24 protein-coding genes and 1 pseudogene are annotated in these 24,389 nt (G+C 71.9%); 13 read left to right on the forward strand and 12 right to left on the reverse strand.

From position 1 onward, the window contains the following. Positions 1–2 precede the first annotated feature (2 nt). The 3 genes from AB0K12_RS04705 to mce all read right to left on the reverse strand — a co-directional run bounded on the left by AB0K12_RS04705 (position 3) and on the right by mce (position 3,326). Positions 3–1,190 (reverse strand): AI-2E family transporter, encoded by a 1,188-nt coding sequence (locus tag AB0K12_RS04705; protein WP_364555563.1) that lies wholly within the window; start codon positions 1,188–1,190, stop codon positions 3–5. Between the two features lie 207 nt (positions 1,191–1,397). Further along, positions 1,398–2,699, reverse strand: coding sequence for a DivIVA domain-containing protein (locus AB0K12_RS04710; RefSeq protein ID WP_364555564.1), 1,302 nt, complete (start codon positions 2,697–2,699; stop codon positions 1,398–1,400). A gap of 204 nt (positions 2,700–2,903) precedes the next feature. Then, entirely contained in the window at positions 2,904–3,326 is a 423-nt protein-coding gene (gene mce, locus AB0K12_RS04715; protein WP_355429855.1) for a methylmalonyl-CoA epimerase, read from the reverse strand. A gap of 85 nt (positions 3,327–3,411) precedes the next feature. Here mce and AB0K12_RS04720 point away from each other — a divergent pair, with 85 nt between their 5' ends. Beyond that, positions 3,412–4,599 carry an acetyl-CoA C-acetyltransferase gene (locus AB0K12_RS04720; protein WP_364555566.1) on the forward strand — a complete coding sequence of 396 codons (1,188 nt, stop codon included), beginning with the start codon at positions 3,412–3,414 and terminating at the stop codon, positions 4,597–4,599. Positions 4,600–4,607: 8 nt separating this feature from the next. On the opposite strand, the gene AB0K12_RS04725 is transcribed toward AB0K12_RS04720, so the two are convergent. The 4 genes from AB0K12_RS04725 to AB0K12_RS04740 form a co-directional block, all read right to left on the reverse strand. Further along, positions 4,608–4,898, reverse strand: a complete 291-nt coding sequence (locus AB0K12_RS04725; RefSeq protein ID WP_364555567.1) for a hypothetical protein — start codon at positions 4,896–4,898, stop codon at positions 4,608–4,610. 210 nt (positions 4,899–5,108) lie between these two features. Then, positions 5,109–5,261: a hypothetical protein gene (locus tag AB0K12_RS04730; protein WP_345397648.1), complete on the reverse strand. Its 153-nt coding sequence runs from the start codon at positions 5,259–5,261 to the stop codon at positions 5,109–5,111. Positions 5,262–5,405: 144 nt separating this feature from the next. After that, positions 5,406–6,077 carry a DUF4230 domain-containing protein gene (locus AB0K12_RS04735; RefSeq protein ID WP_364555568.1) on the reverse strand — a complete coding sequence of 224 codons (672 nt, stop codon included), beginning with the start codon at positions 6,075–6,077 and terminating at the stop codon, positions 5,406–5,408. Positions 6,078–6,140: 63 nt separating this feature from the next. After that, entirely contained in the window at positions 6,141–7,526 is a 1,386-nt protein-coding gene (locus AB0K12_RS04740) for a hypothetical protein (RefSeq protein WP_364555570.1), read from the reverse strand. 229 nt (positions 7,527–7,755) lie between these two features. On the opposite strand from AB0K12_RS04740, the gene AB0K12_RS04745 reads away from it, so the two are divergent. The 6 genes and pseudogenes from AB0K12_RS04745 (at position 7,756) to AB0K12_RS04770 (ending at position 12,676) form a co-directional block, all read left to right on the forward strand. Continuing rightward, positions 7,756–8,307, forward strand: coding sequence for a MarR family transcriptional regulator (locus tag AB0K12_RS04745; protein ID WP_364555572.1), 552 nt, complete (start codon positions 7,756–7,758; stop codon positions 8,305–8,307). Continuing rightward, positions 8,291–9,229 carry a tetratricopeptide repeat protein gene (locus AB0K12_RS04750; protein WP_345397659.1) on the forward strand — a complete coding sequence of 313 codons (939 nt, stop codon included), beginning with the start codon at positions 8,291–8,293 and terminating at the stop codon, positions 9,227–9,229. The genes AB0K12_RS04745 and AB0K12_RS04750 overlap by 17 nt, the downstream gene beginning before the upstream one ends. A gap of 9 nt (positions 9,230–9,238) precedes the next feature. Continuing rightward, positions 9,239–9,868, forward strand: a complete 630-nt coding sequence (locus AB0K12_RS04755) for a cytidylate kinase-like family protein (RefSeq protein WP_364555574.1) — start codon at positions 9,239–9,241, stop codon at positions 9,866–9,868. Positions 9,869–9,924: 56 nt separating this feature from the next. Continuing rightward, complete coding sequence (locus AB0K12_RS04760) at positions 9,925–11,334, forward strand: NAD-dependent malic enzyme (RefSeq protein WP_364555576.1); 1,410 nt, start codon at positions 9,925–9,927, stop codon at positions 11,332–11,334. 189 nt (positions 11,335–11,523) lie between these two features. Beyond that, positions 11,524–12,075 (forward strand): annotated as a pseudogene (locus tag AB0K12_RS04765) (RNA polymerase sigma factor); the annotation flags it as partial. Between the two features lie 19 nt (positions 12,076–12,094). Then, positions 12,095–12,676: a hypothetical protein gene (locus tag AB0K12_RS04770; protein WP_364555758.1), complete on the forward strand. Its 582-nt coding sequence runs from the start codon at positions 12,095–12,097 to the stop codon at positions 12,674–12,676. A 16-nt stretch (positions 12,677–12,692) separates the two neighbouring features. On the opposite strand, the gene AB0K12_RS04775 is transcribed toward AB0K12_RS04770, so the two are convergent. Further along, a complete protein-coding gene (locus AB0K12_RS04775; protein ID WP_364555577.1) occupies positions 12,693–13,190 on the reverse strand; it encodes a hypothetical protein in 498 nt (165 codons plus the stop codon). Positions 13,191–13,383: 193 nt separating this feature from the next. Between AB0K12_RS04775 and AB0K12_RS04780 the strand changes: the two genes are divergently transcribed. The 5 genes from AB0K12_RS04780 to rodA all read left to right on the forward strand — a co-directional run bounded on the left by AB0K12_RS04780 (position 13,384) and on the right by rodA (position 19,180). Continuing rightward, complete coding sequence (locus AB0K12_RS04780; RefSeq protein ID WP_364555579.1) at positions 13,384–14,412, forward strand: rod shape-determining protein; 1,029 nt, start codon at positions 13,384–13,386, stop codon at positions 14,410–14,412. Between the two features lie 181 nt (positions 14,413–14,593). Continuing rightward, positions 14,594–15,379 (forward strand): rod shape-determining protein MreC, encoded by a 786-nt coding sequence (mreC, locus tag AB0K12_RS04785; protein ID WP_364555581.1) that lies wholly within the window; start codon positions 14,594–14,596, stop codon positions 15,377–15,379. 67 nt (positions 15,380–15,446) lie between these two features. Beyond that, positions 15,447–16,193 carry a hypothetical protein gene (locus AB0K12_RS04790; RefSeq protein ID WP_364555582.1) on the forward strand — a complete coding sequence of 249 codons (747 nt, stop codon included), beginning with the start codon at positions 15,447–15,449 and terminating at the stop codon, positions 16,191–16,193. Beyond that, a complete protein-coding gene (gene mrdA / locus AB0K12_RS04795) occupies positions 16,075–17,934 on the forward strand; it encodes a penicillin-binding protein 2 (protein ID WP_364555755.1) in 1,860 nt (619 codons plus the stop codon). The genes AB0K12_RS04790 and mrdA overlap by 119 nt, the downstream gene beginning before the upstream one ends. Before the next feature lie 88 nt (positions 17,935–18,022). Then, the gene (rodA, locus tag AB0K12_RS04800; RefSeq protein ID WP_364555583.1) at positions 18,023–19,180 is read left to right on the forward strand and encodes a rod shape-determining protein RodA; all 1,158 of its coding nucleotides are present in this window, start codon (positions 18,023–18,025) and stop codon (positions 19,178–19,180) included. A 2-nt stretch (positions 19,181–19,182) separates the two neighbouring features. Here the strand turns inward: rodA and AB0K12_RS04805 are convergent, their stop codons facing one another. The 3 genes from AB0K12_RS04805 to AB0K12_RS04815 form a co-directional block, all read right to left on the reverse strand. Next, positions 19,183–20,733, reverse strand: a complete 1,551-nt coding sequence (locus AB0K12_RS04805) for a glycerol-3-phosphate dehydrogenase/oxidase (RefSeq protein WP_364555584.1) — start codon at positions 20,731–20,733, stop codon at positions 19,183–19,185. Next, positions 20,730–22,214 (reverse strand): glycerol kinase GlpK, encoded by a 1,485-nt coding sequence (gene glpK / locus AB0K12_RS04810; RefSeq protein WP_364555586.1) that lies wholly within the window; start codon positions 22,212–22,214, stop codon positions 20,730–20,732. Before glpK ends, AB0K12_RS04805 begins: the two co-directional genes overlap by 4 nt. 86 nt (positions 22,215–22,300) lie before the next feature. Further along, positions 22,301–23,050, reverse strand: a complete 750-nt coding sequence (locus AB0K12_RS04815; RefSeq protein WP_345397677.1) for an IclR family transcriptional regulator — start codon at positions 23,048–23,050, stop codon at positions 22,301–22,303. A 99-nt stretch (positions 23,051–23,149) separates the two neighbouring features. Here AB0K12_RS04815 and AB0K12_RS04820 point away from each other — a divergent pair, with 99 nt between their 5' ends. Next, positions 23,150–23,779, forward strand: a complete 630-nt coding sequence (locus AB0K12_RS04820) for a TetR/AcrR family transcriptional regulator (RefSeq protein ID WP_364555588.1) — start codon at positions 23,150–23,152, stop codon at positions 23,777–23,779. On the opposite strand, the gene AB0K12_RS04825 is transcribed toward AB0K12_RS04820, so the two are convergent. Next, positions 23,776–24,282 carry a hypothetical protein gene (locus AB0K12_RS04825; protein WP_364555589.1) on the reverse strand — a complete coding sequence of 169 codons (507 nt, stop codon included), beginning with the start codon at positions 24,280–24,282 and terminating at the stop codon, positions 23,776–23,778. The genes AB0K12_RS04820 and AB0K12_RS04825 overlap by 4 nt on opposite strands. Positions 24,283–24,389 lie beyond the last annotated feature (107 nt).

A 24,389-nucleotide genomic window follows, 5' to 3' on the forward strand; every position in this document is an offset into this window, starting at 1 on the left:
GGTCAGGCGCGGTCCTGGCGGGGCACCACGACCTCCCTGATGACCAGCGCGATGGCCGCCGCCACCGGGATGGCCAGCAGCGCCCCGACGATGCCGAGCAGCGCGCCGCCGAACAGCGCGGCGATCACGGTCACCGCAGGCGTGACGTCGACCGAGCGCTTCATCACCCGGGGATAGACGAAGTAGTTCTCGACCTGCTGGTAGACCACGAAGAAGATGGCGCAGGCGATGCCGGCGGGCAGCGAGTCGAGCAGCGCGACGCCGGTCACGATCACCGCGCCGATCGTGGCGCCGACCAGCGGGATCAGGTCCGTCAGCGCCACGACGAGGGCGAGCGCGAGCGCGTACTGGACGCCGATGATCGACAGGAAGATCCAGGCCAGCACGCCGGCGATCAGGGAGATGAGCACGTTGCCCGCGACGTAGCCGCCGATGCCGCCGAGGATCTCCTCGCTCATCGCCCGCGTACGCGCCCGCCGCGAGGCCGGGACGAGCTTGAGCAGATATTCCTTGATCGTGTGCAGCGAGCCGAGGAAGTACAGCATGAGCACCAGCAGCGTCACCGTGGTGAAGACGCCGTTGAGCACCACCAGTCCCGCGCCCATGATGCCGCTGGCCAACGCCGGCCCCAGCGTGGTCGTCACGAACGTGCGGATCTGGGGGAGTATCTGGTAGTCGGCGTCGAGCTGCCGCAACGTCGGATGGTTGCTCAGCTCGGTGATGTAACCGGGCACGGCGTCGACGAACTCGCTGAGCTGCTTGCTGACGGGCGGCACGATCGCCAGCCCGAACAGCACGAACGCCACGATGACGCCGATGAACACGATGGCGATCGCGCCCCGCCTGGCCAGGCCCCGGCGCTGGAGCGCCTCGACCGCCGGGTTGAGCCCGACGGCCAGGAACATCGCGACGACGACCAGGATGATCGTGCTCAGCGAGGCCACGATCATCTGGGCGAGCGCGAGCGCCGTCAGCACGCCGAGCCCGCCGACCAGCCCGAACAGGAACGGGCCGCGCGCCAGCGGCTTCCCCGGCAGCCCGTACGGCGTCTCGCCGCCGTCGGCGCCCTGCTCCCGCGCCTGCTCCCGCGCCTGTTCCTGCGCCTGCTCCCGTACTGGGGAGCGCTCGGAGTCCTCGTGCCGGGAGCCTCCGGAACCGCCGTCGCGGGAGCCCCTGTCCGCGTCGGGCACGGGATCGGCCGTAGGGGCGCGGGCTTCGTCCCGCTCGGTCGCGGGTCCGGCGTCTGCCGACAACGGGGAACTCCAGAAAAGGCTCGGTGACAACGCAGCATGACGGGCTCGTACCGGTTCGTACACGCCCGACGGCAAAGAGAGAGCCTAGCGACCGTGTGATCGCCAGGCTCTCCCCAGCCGTCGTTCAGCCCCCGTGCGCGCTCGTTACTCCTGCCACCACTCCGCGTCGTCCTCGGCCTTGGCCTCGGCCTTGGGAGCGGGCGTCGTCGCCGGAGCGGCCGGCTCGGCGGCCGGCGCCGCGGCGGCAGCGAGAGCGGGCTTCGGCGGAGCCGCGGTGACCGCGGCCTCGGAGGGCTCCATGCCCGGCAGCGCGGCGCCGCCGAGGAGCTGGCGGAGCTGGGCCAGGTGGCTGGTGATGCTGTCACGCTGGCGGGTCAGCTCGTCGACCTGGCGCTGCATGGCGGTGCGGGTGCGCTCGGCCTCGTTCTTCGCCTCGGTGACGATGGTCTCGGCGCTCGTCTTGGCCTCGGCCACGATGGTCTCGGCGCTCTTGCGGGCGTTGGCGACCAGCTGCTTGGCGTGCAGGTCGGCCTCGCGGCGGGTCTGCTCGGCCTGCTGCGTGGCCTTCGTGGCCCGCGACTCGGCGGTGGCGGCGCGCTGCTCGGCCTCGGCGACCAGCTTCTGTGTGGCGGCCTGGGCGGTGGCGTGGCGCTCTGCCTCCTGGCGCTCGGCCTCCTCGCGGCGGGCGGCGAGCTGGATCTCGAACTCGGCCTCGTCCTGGGCCCGCTTGGCCTCGGACTCCTCCAGCACCCGCTGCGCCTGCGCGCGCATCTCGTCGGCCTGCCGCTTGGCGGTGGTCAGCACCTCGTCGCGCTCGCGCTTGGTCGAGGCCCGCAGCTGGGCGACCTCGCGCTCGGTGGTGGTGCGGAGCTTGGCGATCTCCCGCTCGGCGTCGGCGCGCTTCTCCGCCACCTCGTGGTCGGCGGTGGCGCGCAGCTTGGCGGCCTCGCGCTCGGTGGTGTTGGTCAGCTCGTCGGCCTCGCGGCGGGCGGTGGAGCGGATGTCCTCGGCCTCGCGCTCGGCGGTCGTGCGCATCTCGTCGCTCTCGCGGGCGGCCTGGGCGCGCTTGTCGGCGGCCTCGGCCTCGGCGGCGGCGCGCAGGTCGGCGGCCTCGACCTTGGCGGCGGCCTTGATCTCGTTGGCCTCGGACCTGGCGGCCTGGACGAGCTCGGTGGCCTGCTCCTCGGCCAGGCGGAGCAGCTGCTCGATGCGGGCGCCGAGACCGGAGTAGGTGGGGCGCTCCTGCTCCTGCAGCTGGCGCTGGGAGTCGGACAGGTCGCGCTGGAGGGCGGTGACCTGCTCGCGGGCCTGGCGGAGCTCCCCGTCGAGCTGCTTGAGATGGTCGTGGACCTGGTGCCGGTCGTAGCCGCGCAGCACCACGTCGAACTCGCGTGCTGGGGCGTCCTCGAAGAAGTTGTTGAGCTGGGCGTCGATGTCGGACTGCATGGAGGCTCGATCCTGGGTTGTCGAGACGGCTACACGGGCCGGACGGGGGGTTCGGGGCATCCGTACCAGGAGCCTGTGCCTCTCGGCAGGCCCCATGTCCGGTGGAAGGTCAAGCGTACTCCGCTGGTGCCGCGTGCGAAGCCCCGTCCAACTTTCTGCGTGACTAGTTACATATGAACGGTTTTTACGTTTTGTGGTGGTCTGCTATCGCTTGGCCGCTTGGACCAGCTCTGTAAGCATTCCGCCCACGTCCTTGGGATGCAGGAACGCGATTTCCGAGCCCATCGACCCGTGCCTGGGACGCTCGTCCAGGAGTCTCACACCTTTCTCGCTGATCTGGGACATGGCCTCGGCGACGTCGGGCACCCCGAATGCCACGTGATGGACGCCCTCGCCCCGCTTAGCCAGGAATTTTCCCACAGGCGAGTCGTCGGAGAGCGGCTCGAGGAGCTGAATGTAGGAGCCCCCGCCTTCGCCGTCGGCGATGTGCAGCATGGCCTCCTTCACCCCCTGCTCCTCGTTGACCTCCCTGGCGACGACCTCCAGTTCGAACAGGCGGGAGAACAGCTCGATCTTCTCCTCGAGATCGCGGCAGGCGATCCCTATGTGGTCGATACGCAGGAACATGTGTGGTCCACCTCCATGGCGAGCGGCGTAGTACCCGTGGGTATGGTGTCAAAGACCCGACGCGCGAGCACAGGAGGCCGTTGTCATGTCAGGTTCCGTCATCGTCGCCGGAGCTCGCACCCCCATCGGCAGGCTGCTCGGTTCGCTGTCCGGGCTGCAGGCCGTCGAGCTCGGCGGCATCGCCATCAAGGCGGCGCTGGAGCGGGCCGGGGTCGCGCCCGACGCGGTCGAGTACGTCATCATGGGCCAGGTCCTCCAGGCCGGCGCCGGGCAGATCCCCTCACGCCAGGCCGCCGTCAAGGCCGGCATCCCGATGACCGTCCCCTCCATCACGATCAACAAGGTGTGCCTGTCGGGCCTCGACGCCATCGCGCTGGCCGACCAGCTCATCAGGGCGGGCGAGTTCGACATCGTGGTGGCCGGCGGCATGGAGTCCATGACCAACGCGCCCCACCTGCTCCCGGGGCTGCGCAGGGGCGTCAAGTACGGCGGCTCGGAGGTCGTCGACTCGATGGCGCACGACGGCCTGTTCTGCGCGTTCGACCAGTGCGCGATGGGCGAGTCCACCGAGCGCTACAACGCCAGGCTCGGCATCGGCCGCGAGGAGCAGGACGGCCTGTCGGCCCGTTCACACCAGCTCGCCGCCGCCGCGATCAAGAACGGCGTCTTCGAGGACGAGATCGTCCCCGTCGAGATCCCGCAGCGCAGGGGCGAGCCGGTCGTCGTCAAGGAGGACGAGGGCGTACGCGGTGACACCACCGCCGAGACGCTCGCCAAGCTCCGCCCCGCCTTCGCCGCCGACGGCACGATCACCGCGGGCTCCGCCTCCCAGATCTCCGACGGCGCCTGCGCGGTCGTCGTCATGTCGAAGTCGAAGGCCGAGGAGCTGGGGCTGCCCTGGCTGGCCGAGATCGGCCGCCACGGCAACGTCGCGGGCCCCGACGCGTCCCTGCAGTCGCAGCCCGCCAACGCCATCAAGCACGCCATGGCCAGGCAGGGCGTCACGGCCGACGACCTCGACCTGGTGGAGATCAACGAGGCGTTCGCCAGCGTGGTGCTCCAGTCGGTCAAGGAGCTGGGCGTGCCGCTCGACAAGGTCAACGTCAACGGCGGCGGCATCGCGCTCGGCCACCCGATCGGCGCGTCGGGCGCACGCATCGTGCTGACGCTGGCCCACGAGCTGCGCCGCAGGGGCGGCGGGCTGGGCGCGGCCGGTCTGTGCGGCGGCGGCGGCCAGGGCGACGCGCTGCTGATCAGCGTCCCCAGGTCCTGAGCCCGATGTCAGGGGTCGGGCTCCGTCGTCATGCGGACGTCGGCGGCGTCGCCGGTGGCGATGACGCCTGAGTTGTCGCCCTTGACGACCACGGAGCCCGGTCCTGGGCCTGCGGGCGGGCCGCCGCGGACCATGCCGTACACCGAGACGCCCAGCCCGGCCAGGCCGACGAACGCGCCGATCACCCCGGCCAGCTTGTCGGCCTCGTCCAGCCCCGTCCGCGCGACGTAGACGACCAGCCCCACCAGGGCGACGACCGCGACCGCGGAGCCGCTCCACACCAGTGCGCGCCTGCTCATACCGGCATCATCCTCCGCACACGAGCGGTCGCACAATGTGACGGCAGGCGGGCAGACGCGAAGCCCCGGTCCGCCAGGAACGGGACCGGGGCCTCGGAATGCCGTCTCCCTGAGCCCGACCAGGATTCGGGCGGGGAACGCGGCCGCCCCGCTAAGGAGGCGCTTCAGCCCGGCCGCGAGGGAGGGTGCGGCCGGGCTGCTTGTGGGCGGTCATGAGGACAGCAGACGGGCGAACACCGAGCGGTGCCGGCGCTCGGCCGGCCGCTCCTGCCCTGCCTCGCGTGCGCGGCGGTGCTCGGCGGCCGCGCGGCGCAGTTCGGAGGCGTGGTGCTGCATGACGGTGTATTCGAGTTCGGCGTGCATCCGAGTGCTCCTTCGGTTCGTTCCCTGCACTCTTAAGACTCCGCCTAAGGCCCCCATCCGCACATCGGGCGGATGTCCTATCTCTCGGCATCGCGCAGACAGGAAGTACTTAGACGGGTGCGAGGGAACGCCTAAGGCGCCTCTCTAGGGCTCGTCGGTGAACTTCACCGTGACCTTCGTGAAGCCCAGCGACCTGAGCATGCCGGACAGCATCGCCTTGGTGTTGGCGTCGGCCCTGGCCCGCAGGTCGCTCGCCACGGCCGCCTCGGTGATCTTCTTCTCCGCCAGGAGATAGAGCTCGCGCTGGTCGGCGGGGGAGCCGGACAGGAAGTCGCTCACCCGGTCGAACAGACCGCGCTGGTGGGCGAAGACGTAGGAGCGGTTGTTGTCCAGGTTCGGCTTCTCGAGCTGCGCGCGCGGCACGCGTACGGTGGCCTCGGTGCGGTCCTGCGACACCGTCACGCCGTTCGTGGCGAGCGTCGAGAAGTCCACGTACGCGTCCACGCCGCCCGCGCCGACGAACAGCGTGCGCGTGCCCTTGATGGCGTCCGGCAGGAACGCGGCGTCCTTCTCCAGGTCGACGACCACCTGGAAGTTCCCCGTCGCGGCCTCGAACCTGCTCAGGTCCTTGATGGACTGCAGCAGCACCGGCTGGCTGCGGTCGATGGTCCGCTCGCCCAGCGGGTCGAGCCACGACCAGGCCAGCCGCCCGGCCACCACCAGCAGCACCGCCACGACCAGCAGGCCCGCCGCGAGCCGCCACCACCGGCGGCGCCCCGAGGCCACCGCGGGCGGCGTCGTCTGGGAAGTCGTCATGCGAGCATGACTACCCGCTGGGCGATCATCAGTGCCCGCTCTATGGTGACAACTTGGCTCCTTTTAGGAGACGTCCCCGGTGTTCGCCACCGAGCTCACCCCGCCCGCGCCGGGCGTCTGCGGCGCCGACCTGGCGGAACCGCCGGGCGTCGGGTAGACGGGGTAGACGTGGCTCGACTCGGGGGTCGGGCGCACCGACGGGGTCATGCCCGCGTGCGCGGGGCCGCCGCCGAAGTGCGTGCTCGACAGCCGGCAGCCCTGGAAGTCGGTGTAGAACATGCGCAGCCACTCGCGGCGCTGCGGCTCGCTCAGCGATGAGAACCACTGGGTCGCGTACTGGTGCTCGGGCAGCGGGGTGCCCGGCAGCGGCTCGCCGCGCAGCCAGGCCGTGACGATCTGGCGGTAGCCCTCGGCGACTGTGGTCGGGCAGCGGGGCGCGAGCGACTCGACGTACTCGTACGCCGCCTCCTCGGCGAACCCCGCCGACAGGTCGGGCACGTGCACGGGGGCCAGCCCGTTGGCCGGCTTGAGCGCGTCGTCCAGCGGGCGCTGCTCCACCCGCGTGAACGCGGCGGGCGTGCCCGCGAGCCGCGAGGCGATCTGCGTGAACGCCGCCCCCAGCTCGGTCAGCCCCGCCCGCATGCCCGGATGCACGCACACGGTGATCGGCCACTCCTGGCAGCTGTAGGCGATGTCCACCGCGGCGGCCGGCTTCGCCTGGGTCAGCACCCGCGAGACGCCCATGCCGGCCGCGAGCACGGCGAGCAGCGCGCACGCCAGCACCATGGCCTGCCTGGTCACCAGCGCCGCCCAGCCGAGCAGCAGCGCGGCGGTGAGGCCGAGCAGCCAGATCGTCTGGTCGAAGAACGGCGCCCCGCTGAGCCCCTGGAACAGGTCGTACGGCTCGCCGGTGCCCGGCGCGAGCTTGTCGGCCCACCCGCGGTCGTCGGCCAGCCACGAGAACACCCCGTAGCAGGCCAGCCCCGCGACTGGCGGCGTGTACGGCTTCGGCACCACCCATCCGGCCACCCACCCGATCACCGAGTAGAGCGCCAGTCCCGCCATGCCCATGCCGAGCCCCGAGAGGCTGAGCCGGCCGGCCTGGTCGGTGAGCACCGTCTTGACGGCGAGCACCAGCACCGTGGCGCCGAACGAGCCCAGCACCACCACCACGATCGCCAGCGGCGCCTTGAGCGCCCGCCACGTCGTGAGCGAGCGCCCGCGCAGCGCCCGGCGCTTGCGCAGCGCCACCCAGGCGGCGAAGGCCGCGGCGACGGGCCCGGTCAGCCGGAGCGAGCCGATGACCGCGGCCACGATGTTCTCCCACGCGTCCACACCCGGGATCAGGACGTTCCACGCCGCGATCAGGCCGACAGCAAGCAGGACGGCAACCGTGACGGCCGCGCTGTGCTTCAGCTCCTCCCGTGAAACGCCCGCGTGCTCACGCACCCTTATCCCCGTTGACGTTCATCAAGCACCCCCCGTGCCCCTAGGCGACGCGGCCGCCGCGCGGTCCTGGCCCGTCCCCACAGGCCGTGAACTTGGCGTCCGCGTCACCATACGTACGAGAACCATAACTGAGCGTGATGATTGGCGTCCGGATTCTTGGTCAAGCAAAGAGAGCTGTCGCTGAGAGTAATCAGACGAACCGGGATGACCGGCGCGCTACCGTATCGCTGTGTCGCAGCCGAAGCCGCTCAACCTGCCGTTCGACCCCATCGACCGCGCCGCGGAGAGCTGGCGCGCTCACTTCGGACCTTCCTCCGCCATGGCCGCCGTCACCTCGATCATGAGAGCGCATCAGATCCTGCTGTCGCAACTTGACTCGCTCCTGAAGCCATACGACTTGACCTTCGCCAGATACGAGGCGCTGGTGCTGTTGACCTTCAGCAGGACGGGCGCGCTCCCGCTGTCCAAGATCGGCGAACGTCTCATGGTTCATCCCACGAGCGTGACGAACACGGTGGACAGGCTGGAGAAGTCCGGGTTCGTGACGCGTCGCCCCAACCCCCGCGACGGCCGCGGCGTGCTCGCCGAGATCACCGAGGCCGGCCGGGACGTCGTGCGCCGCGCCACCGCCGACCTCATGGCCGCCGAGTTCGGTCTGTCGATGTACGCCGAGGACGAACTCCACCAGATGTTCGACCAGTTGCGCACGCTACGGGTGGCGGCGGGTGACTTCCCGGCTTCGTCCATGCGGCAAGATGAAGGGCATGGCGGACTTCTCTAAGCCCGGGTCACTCTACGGAGCGATAGACCTGGGCGCGCGCAAGCAGGCTCTTGAGGCGCAGGCCCGGCGGGAGGCGGCAGGTCCCCAGGCGGCGTCGGCCTCAGTCGTCGACGTGACCGAGGAGACGTTCACGGCCGATGTCATCGAGCGCTCGATGACCGTGCCGGTCGTCCTCGACCTCTGGTCGCCGCGGGCTCCTGGCAGTGCCCAGCTCAGCCCGGTGCTGGAGAAGGTCGTCGGCGACCTGGGCGGCAAGGCCGTCCTGGCGAAGGTCAACGTCGATGCCAGCCCGCAGATCGCCCAGGCGCTGCGCGTGCAGGCCGTGCCGACCGTGCTGGCGATCTTCCAGGGCCAGGCCGTGACCGGCTTCCAGCAGGTGCTGCCCGAGCAGGAGGTGCGGCGCTGGCTCGACGAGCTGATGGGCGCGGTCGAGCAGTTCTACCAGGCCAACCCCGGCGCCAGGCCGCCGGAGGCCGAGGGCGGCGAGCCCGAGGCGCAGGCCGGCCCGCCGGCCGACCCCGACCTGGTGGCGGCCGAGCAGGCCATCGACGCGGGCGACTACGACGCGGCGATCGCGGCCTACGAGCGGCTGCTGGCCCGCGCGCCCGGCGACGAGGACGCGAAGATGGGGCTGGCGGGGGTCAGTCTCATCAAGCGCACGGCCGAGGCCGACCCCGCCGAGGTGCAGCGGCGCGCCCAGGACCCCGACGACCTCGACGCCCAGCTCATGGCCGCCGACCTCGAGATGCTGTCAGGCTCGGTCGACGAGGCGTTCAACCGCGTCATCGCCGTGGTCAAGCGCACCTCGGGCGACGACCGCGACCGTGCGAGAAAGCATTTGCTGGGGCTTTTCGACGCCTTGCCGGCCGAAGACCCATCTTTGGCGAAGGCGCGTAGGGCGTTGGCGAGCGCCCTGTTCTAACCTGGGGATATGCGGGTCGTCACCATATCGGCGACATACGGCACGGCCGGCAACCAGATCGGCCCGGCCGTGGCCGAGCGGCTCGGCGTGCCCTTCGTCGACCGGGCCATCCCCAGCACGGTGGCCCAGCACCTGGGCTGCACGCTGGAGGAGGCGCTGGCCCACGACGACCGCGCCGAGCACGGCCTCGGCCGGCTGTTCTCCGGGGCCATGCGGCTGCCCACGGTGACGTTCGGCGGCGTCGACATGTACGTCCCCGGCGCGATGCCGCTCGCGCCCGAGGAGTTCGTCCGCCACACCGAGCGGCTGCTCAGGGAGATGGCCGGCGACCACGGCGGCGTGTTCCTCGGGCGGGCCGGCGCGGTGGTGCTCGCCGACCATCCCGGCGCGCTGCACGTCCGGCTCGACGCGCCGCTCAAGCGGCGCGTCAGGCAGACGGCCACGCTCGCCGAGCTGAGCGAGCGCGAGGCGCGGCGCGTCATCGAGGACAACGACCGGGCGAGGACCGCGTACGTACGCCACTTCTACCGCGTCGACCCGGCCGATCCGTGCCAATATCACCTGGTTCTCGACAGCACCACCATTCCCGTGACGGCGTGCGTCGAGCTGATCGTCCTGGCCGCCGAGGCACTGGGTTGACCGAAAGCCCCCTAACATGGGAGGCATTCTTGGTCAGTCCCGAAGGAGCGATTGACGTGGCGACCGTCCCGAGTGTGTCGTACTCCATCACCGTGCGGCTCGAGGTGCCCGCAGGCGGCAAGGCCGTCAGCCTGCTCACCCACGCCGTAGAGTCGGCAGGGGGCGTCGTCACCGCCCTCGACGTCACCAACGCGGGGCACGAGAAGCTCCGCATCGACGTGACCTGCGCGGCCAGGGACACCGACCACGCCCAGGCCATCGTCGACCAGCTCGAGGCCGTCGAGGGCGTCGTCATCCACAAGGTGTCCGACCGCACGTTCCTCATGCATCTCGGCGGCAAGATCGAGATGAAGTCGAAGGTGCCGCTGCGCAACCGCGACGAGCTGTCCATGGCGTACACGCCGGGGGTGGCGCGCGTGTCGATGGCGATCGCGCGCAACAAGGAGGACGCGCGGCGCCTGACCATCAAGCGCAACACCGTGGCCGTCGTCACCGACGGCTCGGCCGTGCTGGGCCTCGGCAACATCGGGCCTGAGGCGGCGCTGCCGGTCATGGAGGGCAAGGCGGCGCTGTTCAAACGCTTCGCCGGCATCGACGCCTGGCCGATCTGCCTCGACACCCAGGACGTCGACGAGATCGTCCGTACCGTGCAGGTCATCGCGCCCGGGTTCGGCGGCATCAACCTCGAGGACATCGGGGCGCCGCGCTGCTTCGAGGTCGAGCGCCGGCTGCGCGAGCTGCTCGACATCCCGGTCTTCCACGACGACCAGCACGGCACCGCCATCTGCGTGCTCGCGGCGCTCACCAACGCGCTGCGGGTGGTCGACAAGAGCATCGAGACCGTCAAGATCACCATGGCGGGCGCGGGCGCGGCGGGCAACGCCGTGCTGCGGCTGCTGCTGGCGGCCGGCGCCCGCAACGTCGTCGTCTGCGACTACCTCGGCGCCGTCCACAAGGGGCGCGACGACCTCGACGAGTCGCTGCGCTGGATCGCCGACCACACCAACGCCGAGGGCTACGCCGGCGACCTGCGCGGCGCGGTCAAGGGCGCCGACGTGTTCGTGGGCGTGTCCGCGCCCGGCATCCTCACCGGCGACGACATCGCCGCGATGGCCGACAGCCCGGTCGTGTTCGCGCTGGCCAACCCCGAGCCCGAGGTCTCGCCCGACGAGGCCCGCGAACACGCCGCCGTGATCGCCACCGGCCGCTCCGACTACCCCAACCAGATCAACAACGTGCTGGCCTTCCCCGGGGTGTTCCGCGGGCTGCTCGACGCGCAGGCCACCGAGGTGACACAGGAGATGCTGCTGGCCGCCGCCGGCGCGCTCGCCGCCGTCGTCACCCCCGAGGAGCTGGGGCCCAACTACATCATCCCCAGCGTCTTCCACCCCGACGTCGCCACCGCGGTGGCCGCCGCCGTCCGCGAGTCGGCCGGTGGCCGCGCCCGCGGCTTCACCGAGGCCTGACCTCCCGGGGCGGGGCGCTCAGGTGATCGCCCCGCGAGCGTTTCTCTCCACCAGCCCGACCCGCCCACCGCACCTGGGCCGGTCGGGCTGTTCGCTTGCCGCACCGTTGTGGTGAGGTCAAGGGGAAGGCGACGGCGGCCTGCGGGCAACAACAGGTGACCGACGTCCCGCCGACCACGAGGCCGCGCAATGAATGAGCCGCACCTGGCCGACCCCCCGGACACCGCCTCACCGTCGCAGGACGACGCAGCGGCGATCGAAGGGTCCTGGCAGGAGCCCGAGCGTTTCGGCGCCGTCTTCGACGCGCACTACGCGGAGATCCACCGGTACGCCTCCCGCAGGCTCGGCCCGCAGGCCGCCGACGACGTCTCCGCCGAGACGTTCGCCCTGGCCTTCCGCGAGCGTCGCCGCTACGACCTGCGCCGTCGCAGCGCCCGCCCCTGGCTCTACGGCATCGCGACCAACCTCATCAGCCGGCACCGGCGCGACGAGGTACGTCTCCTCCGCGCCGTGGACCGGCTTCAACCGGGGGCGAAGCCGGTCGGAGGCCACGAGGACGAGGTGACGGCGAAGGTGAGTGCCCAGGCCGTCAAGAGGACCCTGGCCAGGGCCATCGCCGCCCTGCCCGCGGACCAGCGTGACGTGCTGCTGCTGGTGGCGCTCGGCGAGCTGAGCTACGAGGAGGTGGCGCAGGCGCTGGACGTGCCCTTCGGGACGGTCTCCTCGCGGCTCAACCGGGCCCGCAAGAAGCTCGTCGGGCGTGACCAGGACCGTCAGCGCGAAGTCCGGTGCCTGGCAGGAGGACGATCCGGACGCCGGAGGCGGCGGCATCTTCCACATCCCCGGCATCGGTCAGTTCACCTATCAGGAGCTCCAAGAGCTGCCCACCGACTCAGCAGGGTTGTACGAGTTGCTGTGCGAGGGCTCGGTCAGGTTCCTCGACGGCGGGTCGGGGGCGCCGAAGCGTTGCGACAACCCCAAGAAGGTGCTCGACCAGGCGTTCTCCGTCCTCACCGACACACCCGTGCCGCCCAAGGTGCGAGCCGGTCTCATGCGCCTGATCACCGACTATCCGGGCGTGCGGGGGCTGGGCGCCGTCAGGGATCTGCTCGGCCGTCCCGCGGTCGGCCTCGCCGCATCCTTCGAAACCGCTGACGGGCGCGGCACCCTCCAGGAGGAGGTGCTCTTCGACCAGCGGACCGGCAAGGTCCTCGGCCGTCGCCACGTCCAGCTCGAACCCGGCCCTGACAGCGAGAAGTGGCAGGTTCCCGGCAGGACGCTGGACTCCTGGCTGATCATGGACTCGGGCTGGAGCGACGCCAAGCCCGCCCTTCCCGGCTAGGGCCGTCCCATGGCGGTCAGGAGGTCGGGATGGCGGTGGTCAGGGCGGGCATCAGGCGGTAGCTCTCCTGGAAGACCAGGTTGTGTGCGTCGGCGGCGGCGATCGCGCGGAGCAGGTCGAGCTGCCCCGCCGCGTCGGACTCGTCGAAGACGTTCAGCGGCCAGTCGCCGACCGTGTTGCCGCGCAGGTGCGGGTGGTGGAAGTCGCAGCCGAAGTGGGCGACGACCGCGATCGGCTGCTCGCCCGTGGCGCGCTGTTCCGGCCAGGTGAGCGACCACATCGCGTTGAGCCCGCCCTCCCTCGACCGGGTGACGCCGCTCGCGACCACCTCCCCGGTGCCGAGCAGCAGATCGGCGTTCGCCTCGTCGAGCACCCTGCGCGCCACCGGGTCGAGCAGCTCCACGGCTCGGGCGAAGAGGCGTTCCTTGTCGTCCCGCGTGACGGCCTGGCCGTGCACCCCGTCGCGCAGGTCCGTGAAGTGCCTGATCAGGGCTTCGTTCATCGGTGTACGCATGCCCACCCCCTGCCCTGGCCGAGCCCTGCGCCACCTCTGTTCAGGTGCAACTCCCTCTGCAGATAATCTCTATGCACAAGTTGCGAAAAGTTGCTCATGGAGTTATAAGTTTTGCTGATCCGGGGGAAGTGCGACACCGCCCCGACCGCTGTTCCTCTGTCAGCCGTGGGTCCAGGAGTCCTTGTGGGGGGACATGTCTGTGCTGGATTTCCTCGGCCGTGACATGGCAGTCGACCTTGGCACGGCCAACACGCTCGTCTACGTCCGCAACCGGGGCATCGTCCTCGATGAGCCTTCGGTCGTGGCGCTGAACACCAGGACCGAGAAGATCGTCGCGGTCGGCGCCGAGGCCAAACAGATGATCGGCCGCACGCCCGGTCACATCGTGGCCATCCGCCCGCTCGCCGACGGCGTCATCACCGACCTGGAGGTGGCGGAGCGCATGTTGCGGTACTTCATCCAGAAGGTGCACCGCCGCCGTCTCTTCACCCAGCCGCGCCTGGTCGTGGCCATCCCGAGCGGCACCACCGGGGTGGAGCAGCGGGCGGTCAAGGAGGCGGGTTACCAGGCGGGGGCCCGCAAGGTGTACGTCATCGAGGAGCCCATGGCGGCCGCCATCGGAGCCGGGCTGCCGGTGCACGAGGCGGTCGGCAGCATGGTCGTCGACATCGGCGGCGGCACCACCGAGGTGGCGGTTATCTCGCTGGGCGGCATCGTGACCGCACGGTCCCTGCGGGTCGGCGGCGACGAGCTGGACGAGGCGATCATCGCGTACGTCAAGAAGGAGCACTCGCTGCTGCTGGGCGAGCGCACGGCCGAGCAGATCAAGATCGAGCTGGGCTTCGCCTGGCCGCAGGAGGAGGAGCCGAAAGCCGAGATCAGGGGCCGTGACCTGGTCAGCGGGCTGCCGAGGACGGTCACCATCTCGGCCGGCGAGGTCCGCGAGGCGATCGAGGAGCCGGTGCACGCGATCATCGACGCCGTGCAGACCGCGCTCGACCAGTGCCCGCCCGAGCTGGCCGGCGATCTGGTCAGGACCGGCATCACGCTGACCGGCGGCGGCGCGCTGCTGCGCGGCCTGGACCGGCGGCTGAGCCAGGCGACCGGCATGCCGATCAACACCGTGGACAACCCGCTGCACTCGGTGGCGCTGGGCTCCGGGCGCTGCGTGGAGGAGTTCGACCGGCTGCACGGCGTCCTGGTCCCCGAACCGAGACGGTGACCCGAGACGGTGACCCGACACGGGCGCCGACACGCGCTAAGGCGGTGACTGCGCCGTCACGTGCTGTGGCGGTGCCCTGTTGACGTCGGGTGCGGTGCGGGGCGGTTCGTCGCGATGGAGCCGGATGTGCGGGGCGGCGTGGTGAGCGGTGTGGAGTGAGGCGCGTGAGCTGAGGGGGTGCATGATGCGGGGGCGGTTTCTGCGGCGTCATCGGGTGCTGGTGGGGTTGCTGGTCGCCGGTGCGGTGCTGGTCACGCTCGACCTGCGGGGGCATGCGTCCGTGGTGCGGACGGCCTCCGCCGCGGTCATGGGGCCGGCTGAGCAGGTGGTTGGGGCGGCCACCAGGCCGTTCGGGACGATCGCGGAGGCCGATGAGACGCGGCGGCGGGCTGAGGAGGCCGAGCGGCGGGCCGCCCGGCTGGCGGCCGAACTGTGGGCGGAGCGGGCGGCGCGGGCCCGTGAGGCCCAGCGCCACCGGATCGAGGCCGCGCATCCACGTCTGTCACTCGTGCACGCGCGGGTGGTCGCGGTACGCGGCGACAGCGTCACCATCGACGCGGGCACCCGGGCGGGCATCGGCGAGGACATGGCCGTCGTCACCGCGGACGGCCTGGCCGGCCGGGTCGTGGAGGCCGGGCCCGACGTCGCCACGGTGCTCGCGACCACCGCCTCTTCGGCCGTCACAGGGGTCAGAGTGGCCGGATCCGGCGCGATCGGCACCGTCGAGGGCCGCCGTGACGGGCTGCTCACCCTGCGGCTGCTCGACCCTGACACCGAGCTGCGGCCCGGCCGGCGGGTGGAGACACTGGGATCGAGCGGGAGCAGGCCATACCCGCCCGGCGTGCCCGTGGGCACCGTCGAACGCGTGGAGCCCGCTCGCGACCAGCTCACCCGCACCGCCCTGGTGCGCCCCGCCGTCGCCTTCGGCGCTCTCGATGTGGTGGGGGTGATCAGGGATGCGGGTTAGGGTCGCGATCGCCCTGGTACGTCTTCCGTCGCCTTCGGCGCTCTCGATGTGGTGGGGGTGATCAGAGGTGCGGGTTAGGGTCGCGGCGGCGGTGGTGCTGGGCCCGCTGCTCCAGGTGACGCTGCTGGGGCGGCTGCCGTTCCCGGTGCCCGACCTGTCGCTGCTCGTGGCGGTGGCGGCGGGCGCTGCGACGGGGCCCGTCGGGGGAGCGGTCGCCGGGTTCGCGGCGGGGCTGGCGGCCGACCTGGTGCCGCCCGCCCTGCCGCCCGCTGGACGTACCGCGCTGCTGCTCTGCCTGGCCGGGCACGTCGCCGGGCTCTTCGCACGGCGGCTGTCCGGCACGGCGGGGGTGAACGCCGGGAGCGTGGCGGGCGGCCTGGTCCCGGTGCTCGCCGCGAGCGCGGCGGGCGGCCTGCTGCCGGTGCTCGCCGCGCTGGTCCTGAAGGTCTGGCCGGGCGTGCCCGGCCACGCCCCCGACGCCACGGCGATCGGCCTCTCGACGGACGCCGCGGCTGTCGCACTTCCGCCTGATCTGGGGGCGGCGCTCGCCGCGTTCCCGTGCAACCTGATCGCCGGCCCGCTGATGTGGCGCCTGCTGACCGGGCGCCGCAGGGCCTCACGGAGACTTACCGATGCGACAATCACGCTCCCGGCTGCCGCTGGTGCACCTGCTGGTGGCCGCGCTCTTCCTCACTCTGCTCGGACGTCTGTGGCAGGTGCAGATCCTGGACGGCGAGCGCTACACCAGGGCCGCCGTCGCCGACCACGTACGCCACATCACCGTCCCGCCCGTGCGCGGGCGCATCCTCGATGACCGCGGCCGCCCGCTGGCCCGCAACCGCGCCGAACTGACCGTCTCGGTCGACCGGGTGGCGCTGCGCCGGCAGCCCGACGGTGGCCGCGCCACGCTGCGCGCGCTGGCCGAACTGCTCGACCGGCCCTACATGGAGCTGGCCCGGCGGATCCGGCTGTGTGGGCCGAAGACGGGCGAACCGTGCTGGGCGGGCTCGCCGTACCAGCCGATCCCGGTGGCGGAGGGGGTGCGGGAGCGTACGGCGACGCAGATCCTCGAGCGGCCCGAGGACTTCCCCGGCGTGAGCGCGGCGCCCGCCCCCGTACGCGACCACCCGCGCGGCGACCTGGCCGCGCACGTGCTCGGCTACCTGTCGCCCGGCGAGGGGAAGGGCGCGGACGGGCTGGAGGCCGCGTACGAGGCCGACCTGCGGGGCCGCCCAGGCAGCAGGGAGGTGGTGGTGGACAGCGCGGGCCAGGTCCTGCGCACGGTGCGCGAGCAGCCACCGGTGCCCGGTTCGACGCTCGTCACCAGCATCGACGCCGACGTGCAGCGGGTCGTGGAACGGGCGCTCGAGAAGGCGGTACGCGGGGCGCGCGGCGCCGACTCGGGGGCGGCCGTGGTGCTGGAGGCGCGTACCGGGAGGGTCGTGGCCATGGCCTCCGTCCCCGGCTACGACCCCCGGGTGTGGACGGGCGGCATCGGCGCGGCCGACTACCGGCGGCTGACCAGCGACGACCGGCTGCTGTCGCGGGCCGTGCAGGGCCAGTGGCCGCCCGCGTCCACCTGGAAGATCGTCTCCGCGGCCGCGGCCGCTGCCTCCGGATACGCCCTGGACGGCCGCTACGACTGCCCTGGCTCGTACCGGGTGGGCGACCGCGCGTTCCGCAACGCGGGCGGCGCCGACCTCGGCACCATGAACCTGCACCGCGCGCTCGTCGTCTCCTGCGACACGATCTTCTACCGGTTCGCCGCGCAGCTGTGGGGCAAGGGCGGCGACGAGGGGATGCAGCGCATGGCGCGGGCGTTCGGGTTCGGCGCGAAGACCGGCGTGGACCTGCCGGGGGAGGCGGCCGGCCGGGTGCCCGATCGGGCGTGGAAGAAGGCGTACTGGGCGGCTACCAGAGACGAGACGTGCGAGCGGGCCCGGAAGGGGTACCCGGAGACCGCGAAGAAGGACCCGCGCAGGGCCGCCTACCTCAAGGCGGTGGCCGCCGAGCACTGCGCGGGCGGGCACGCGTGGAGTGCGGGTGACGCCGCGAACTTCTCGATCGGGCAGGGGGACGTGCTGGTCACGCCGCTGCAGCTGGCCCGCGCGTACGCGGCGCTGGCCAACGGCGGCACGCTGTTCAGCCCGCGCGTCGGCAAGGAGGTGCGCGGGCCTGATGGCACGCTGGTCCGCGAGATCACCCCGCCCGTCGCGGGCCGGCTGCCGGTGCCCGCGACGACCCTGCGCTACCTGCGGGACGCCCTCGCCGAGGTGCCGAGGTCGGGCACGGCGGCGCAGGCGTTCGCCGGTTTCCCGTTCGGCGAGCTCGCGGTGGCCGGGAAGACCGGCACGGCGGAGGCGTACGGGGCCGCCGACACCTCCTGGTTCGCCTCCTTCGCCCCCGCCGGCAAGCCTCAGTACGTGGTGGTGGCCGTCGTCTCGAAAGGCGGCGCCGGCGGCGAGGCCGCCGCACCCGCCGTCCGCGAGATCTGGTCCGGCATGTACGGCCTGGAAGGCGAAAAGCGCGCCCTCGTCGAACGGACCCGCCGATGACCAGAACCCCCGCGCCGTCAGGCGCACAGCCCGAGCGGATGACCAAAACCCCTGAGCCATCAGACGCGCTGTCCGAGCGGGGGCGCCGATGACCGCGACACAGGACCCCCAGGTCATCAGGCGCCTGCGGGCCGCCGGGGCGCTGCCGGGCGGTCGGACGCGGCGGCTCGCCCGGGCTGTGGACTGGGCGTTGGTCGTGCCCGCGCTCGTGCTCTCGCTGGCGGGCGTGCTGCTGGTCTGGTCGGCGACCCGGCCGAGGATGGCGGCGGCCGGGGAGGACCCGCAGACGTACCTGGTGCGGCAGGCCGCGAACGTGCTGGTCGGCCTGGCCGTCATGGCCGCCGTCGCGGCGCTCTCCGGAGCGCTGCGCGCCTGGACGCTGCCCGCCTACCTGGCGAGCGTGCTGGGCCTGGCCGCCGTGCTGACCCCGCTGGGCAGGACCGCCAACGGCGCCCAGTCGTGGCTGAGCGCCGGCGGCCTGGAGGTGCAGCCGTCGGAGCCGGCCAAGGTGACGCTGGTGCTCATGCTGGCCGCGCTGCTCGCCGAGCGGTCACGGCAGCGGGTGCCGCTCGCGCTGGCGGCGGCCGGGCTGCCGCTCGGCCTCATCATGCTTCAGCCCGACCTCGGCACCGCGATGATCATGGTGGTGACGACCGGTGGCATGCTGGTGCTGGCGGGCGTCCGCCGGCGGTGGCTCGCATTGCTGGCCGGGGCGGGCGCGGGGGCGGCGGTCGCGGCCTGGTTCCTCGGGCTGCTGCGCCCGCACCAGGTGCAGCGGCTGCTCACGTTCGCCGACCCGATGGCCGACCCGCAGGGCGCCGGTTACAACGCGGCGCAGGCGCTGGTGACGGTCGGCTCCGGCGGGCTGTTCGGCCGCGGCCTGTTCCAAGGGGACCAGACCGGCGGCAGGTTCGTCCCGGAGCAGCACACGGACTTCATCTTCACCGTCGCGGGCGAGGAGCTGGGGTTCGCGGGGGCGGCGCTGCTGCTGGCCCTGCTCTGGCTGGTGCTGCGCAGGGCGCTGGCGATCGCCGCGACGGCTCCCACCGCGTACGGCAGGCTGGCCGCGGCCGGGATCGCCTGCTGGCTGGCCGCGCAGACGTTCATCAACGTCGGCATGGTGGTGGGGCTGACCCCGATCGTGGGCGTGCCGCTGCCGTTCGTCTCGTACGGCGGCTCGTCGATCGTGGCCTGCCTGGCGGCGGTCGGCGTGCTGATGGCCGTGCGCTGCCAGGCGACCACGTGACCTCACCCCAGCAGGGTGGCGATCCGCTCCCGCACCTCGGGCGTGTCGAGGCCGCGGACGGTCAGGGTCGTGCGGCGGCGTACGACGTCGTCCACCGTGGCCGCCCACTCGTGGTCACGGGCGTAGACCGCCTGCGCCCAGATGTCGGGCCCGTCGGGGTGGATGCGCTCGCCGAGTGCCGGGTCCTCGCGGATGAGCCTGGCCAGGTCGAACGCGATCGAGCCGTAGTGGGTGGCGAGGTGCCTGGCGACCAGCGGGTCCATGCGGGCGTCGCGGTCGCGGTCGGTCCACAGGCGCAGCGCCACCGCGTCGGGGCTGGCCACGCCGGGCAGCGGCACCGCGGGCAGGATGTCGGCCAGGTCGTCGCCGAGCGGCCGGCCGGGCAGGTGGGCGAGGATGTCGAGCACGTGCTTTCCGATGTGCCGGTACGTCGTCCACTTGCCGCCCGCCACCGACAGCATGCCGCCCGACCCCCTGCTCAGCACGGTCTCCCGCTTGGCGGCGGTCACCTCCTTCGGCCCGCCGGGCAGCACCCGCAGGCCGGCGAAGGCGTAGGTGATGTCCTCGCGCCTGAGCTGGGCGTCGCGTACGGAATGACCCGCCTCGTCGAGGATCTGTGCGATGTCGGCCTCGGTCGGGCGCACGTCGGCGGGGTCGCCCTCGTACGCCTCGTCCGTCGTGCCGAGCAGCAGATGGTCCTCCCACGGAATGGCGAACGACACCCGGTACTTGTCGATCGGCGTGGTCAGCGCCGCCTTCCACGGCTCATGCCGGCGCAGCACCAGGTGGGCGCCCTTGGACAGCCGGATGCTCGGCGCCGCGCCCGGGTCCTCCATGCGCCGCAGGTGGTCGACCCACGGCCCGGTGGCGTTGAGCACGAGCCTGGCCGACACCCCGAACTCGGCCCCGTCGAGCCGGTCGCGCAGCTCGGCGCCCGTCACGGTGCCGCCCGTCTTGCGCAGGCCGACGACCTCGGCGTGGTTGAGCACGGTGGCGCCCGCGTCCACGGCCGCGCGTACGGTCATGACGGCCACGCGGGAGTCGTTCATCTGGTGGTCGCCGTAGACGGCGGCGCCCCGCAGCCCTTCCGTGCGCAGCGCCGGCACCTTGGCGAGGGCCTGGTGCGGCGTGATGACCTTGCCCATGCCGTCGCCGAACACCGACAGCGCCGAGTACAGGAACACGCCCGCGCCCAGCTTGGCCGCGCCGTGCGGCCCGCCCTTGTAGATGGGCACCAGGAAGGTCAGCGGCTTGACCAGGTGGGGCGCGATGTCGGCGGCCAGGGCCCGGCGCTCGCGGTGGTTCTCGGCCACCAGCTTGACGTTGCCGGTCTGCAAGTAGCGCAGGCCGCCGTGGACGAGCTTGGACGAGGCGCTGGAGGTGGCGCCGGCGAAGTCGCCCGCGTCCACCATCGCCACCCGCAGCCCCGCCTGCGCGGCCATCCAGGTCACCGAGGTGCCGAGGATGCCGCCGCCGATCACCAGCAGGTCGAAGGTGGTGGTGGAGAGCTCCTGCCGGACCTGCGCCCGGTCGGTGCCGATCGTGGTCGTCATGCGGTCTCCTCCTGCTCGACCCAGTCGAGGGTCCTCGCCACGGCCTTCTTCCAGTTGCGGTATTCGCGCTCGCGGGCCTCCTCGTCGATGGCCGGCCGCCACTCGGCCGCCTTGTGCCAGTTGGCGCGCAGGCTGTCGAGGCCGGGCCAGTAGCCGGTGGCCAGCCCGGCGGCGTACGCGGCGCCGAGCGCGGTCGTCTCCGACACCATCGGCCTGATCACCGGCACCGCCAGCACGTCGGCCAGCGTCTGCATGAGCAGGTTGTCGGCCGTCATGCCGCCGTCGGCGCGCAGCGTCGTCAGGTCGAGCCCGGAGTCGGCGTTCATGGCGTCCACGACCTCGCGGGTCTGCCACGCGGTGGCCTCCAGCACGGCCCGCGCGATGTGCCCCTTCGTCACGAACCCGGTCAGCCCCGCGATCACGCCGCGCGCGTCGGAGCGCCAGTGCGGCGCGAACAGCCCCGAGAACGCCGGGACGAAGTAGCAGCCGCCGTTGTCGTCCACGGTCCTGGCGAGGGTCTCGATCTCGGCCGCGCTGGAGATCAGGCCGAGGTTGTCGCGCAGCCACTGCACCAGCGAGCCGGTGACCGCGATGGCGCCCTCCAGCGCGTACGTGGCCGGTCCTTCGCCGATCTGGTAGCCCACGGTGGTCAGCAGGCCGTGCTTGGAGACGACCGGCTCGTGCCCGGTGTTCATCAGCAGGAAGCTGCCCGAGCCGTACGTGCTCTTCACCTCGCCGGGGGAGAAGCAGGTCTGGCCGAACAGCGCCGCCTGCTGGTCGCCCAGCGCCGACGCCACCGGCACGCCCGCCTCCGTGTGCCCGTAGACCTCGGCCGACGGCCGGATCTCCGGCAGCATCGCGCGCGGCACGCTGAGCGCGGCCAGCAGCTCGTCGTCCCAGGTCAGGGTGTGGATGTTCATCAGCATCGTGCGGCTGGCGTTGGTCACGTCGGTGATGTGGCGGCCGGTGAGGTTCCACAGCAGCCAGCTGTCCATCGTGCCGAACAGCACCTCGCCGCGCTCGGCGCGCTCGCGCAGATCGTACGCGTCGAGCAGCCAGCGGATCTTGGGCCCGGAGAAGTAGGTGTGCAGCGGCAGCCCGGCCCGCTCCCTGAACAGCGGCTCCTGCTCGGCCAGCGACCGGGTGAGCGCGTCTGTGCGGGTGTCCTGCCAGACCACGGCGGGGCAGACCGGGCGGCCGGTGGCGCGGTCCCACAGCACGGTGGTCTCGCGCTGGTTGGTGATGCCGAGCGCGGCGATCTGCCCGTCGTCGATGCCGGCCCCGGTGACCGCCTCGGCCAGCACGCCGCGTACGGACTGCCAGATCTCGTCGGCGTCGTGCTCGACCCAGCCGGGGCGGGGGAAGATCTGGCGGTGCTCGCGCTGGGCGACGGAGATGATGTGGCCGCCCTCGTCGAAGACGATGCACCGGCTGGACGTGGTGCCCTGGTCGATGGCTGCGATGTACTGGGGTCCAGGCACGGGGTTCCTCGCTAGTGCTGCTGGTTCGACATTGTCGAACGGTCTGCCGAACGAATGCTATGGGGTCGCTGGTAGGTGTTCAAGTGTCATCTGGCCAGGTCACGGCTTATCGCCCGGGCCGCGTCGCGGACGTAGGAGACGAACTCCATGTGCAGCTCGCCGCCTGGCGCCAGCCGCTCGACGGCGCCGCGGATGCCGATCGCGCCCACGACGATGCCGCGCGGGTCCTTGATGGGCGCGGCGATGGCCACCTCGCCCTCGGTCAGCTCCTCCATCTCGCACGCCCAGCCGCGCGACCTGACCCGGTCGAGCTCCGCCGCCAGCGCGGCGGGATCGGCCAGCGTGTGCTTGGTGTAGGGCTCCAGAGGGGCCGCGGGCGGCTCGTCGTACGGGTCGTAGGCGAGCAGCACCTTGCCGAGCGCGCTGGCGTGCACCGGCAGATACGTGCCCACCTGGAGGGTCTGCATGCTGTCGTCGGGCCTGAAGACGTGGTGGATGACCAGCACGTGGTCCTCGTGCAGGGTGCCGATCCAGGCGCTCTCCCTGCTGCGGCCGGCCAGCGCGTCGGCCCAGTTGATCGACCTGCCGCGCAGCTCGTTGACGTCGAGGTAGCTGCTGCCGAGGTGGAGCAGCGTGGCCCCGAGGCGGTACTTTCCCGTCGCCTGGTCCTGCTCGACGAACCCGACGCGCACCAGAGTCCGCAGGATGCCGTGTAGCGTCCCCTTCGGCAGTCCCAGGGCTCTGGCCAGTTCGGCGACCCCGAGCTGTCTCGGGCCGGAGGCGAGCAGCCGCAGGATCGCGGCGGCTCGTTCGACGGACTGAATCGTCTCTCCCACAGGAGCGACATTAGCGCAGTTCCGTTCGGCAATGCCGAACGAGCTGCTAATGGAACAAGAGTTTCGATAATATGGTCGGCTACACGGCGAGGAGACTCGATGGACCAACCCTCCCGTTCCGCGGGAACCGTACGGCCGGGTGGCCGTACCGCGCGGGTGCGCGCCGCCGTCCTGGAGGCCACCCAGGACGCGCTGGTCGAGCACGGCTTCCACGCGTTGACCATGGATCAGATCGCGGCCAGGGCGGGCGTCGGTAAGACCACCGTCTACCGGCGCTGGGGAAGCCCCGCCGGTCTCGTGACCGATCTCATGAACGAGTTCGCCAACCAGTCCTCGCCGCACGCCGACACCGGAAGCATCGAGGGCGACCTGCGGGCCAACGCGCTGATGGTGATGGAGGCGCTCAACGACCCGCGGCTCGGTGTGACGCTCCAGGCCGTCATCGCCGCGGCCACCAGCGACGAGCAGGCGGCGCTCGCGCTGCGCACCTTCTACCTGCGCCGCATCGACGAGTGGGCCACCGTCGTGGAGCTCGCCGTCGCCAGGGGCGAGCTGCCCCGGGGCACCCATGCGGAGGAGCTCATCAGGGCCGTCTCCGCGCCGCTCTACTACCGGCTGGTCGTCACGCGCGAGCCGGTCACGCGGGAGGTCGCGGAGGCGTCCGTGGCCCGCGCGCTGGCCGCCGCCAGGGCGGGAGCCTTCGTGACCGCAGGAGACCGCTCACCTTAGGACGAGCGCGGCCAGATCGAGCCGTACCACCACAGGATCCCGCCCATCACCACCATGCCGCCCGCCGTCGCGAGCTTGGCCAGGAGATCGGTGGGCGGGCCCGTGAACGGCAGCTGCTTGCGGTGGTGACCCCACGGGCAGTCGTTCTCCAGCCGGGTGGAGTCGATCAGCGTCTCGGGGGCGTTGTCGCTCACCGAGAACGCCTCGATCTCGGCGCCGCTGCCCCTCGTCACCCGTACGTGCCGGACGATCGTCTTGCGCGCCGGGATCGAGCCGCTGGCCACGCTGACTCCGTCCGACTTCAGGTCGAACCTGGCCAGCTGGCGGGTCTGGTTGTGCAGGCGTACGGTGGCGCGGCCGGTACGGCAGGCGACGCCGTCCACCGTCATCGTGAACGGGTCACCGGTGTCGGACCCGGGCCAGGCGTGGGCCGGCAGCGTCAGGAAGAGCAGGAAAGCCCCCAAGGGGAGACAGACCAGGACGAGACGAGTACCGATGCGCATGTGCTCCCCCGAATGTGATCTTCGCTACCTAAAGTTCCCAAGCGTGCACGAAAAGTAACATGGGGGACTCGGGGGAGCGCGCACCCCACCGGAGCCTTCATGATGGA

The sequence above is a fragment of the Nonomuraea sp. NPDC049419 genome (assembly GCF_040676995.1).
In the GTDB taxonomy this organism is placed as follows: Bacteria; Actinomycetota; Actinomycetes; order Streptosporangiales; family Streptosporangiaceae; genus Nonomuraea; species Nonomuraea salmonea.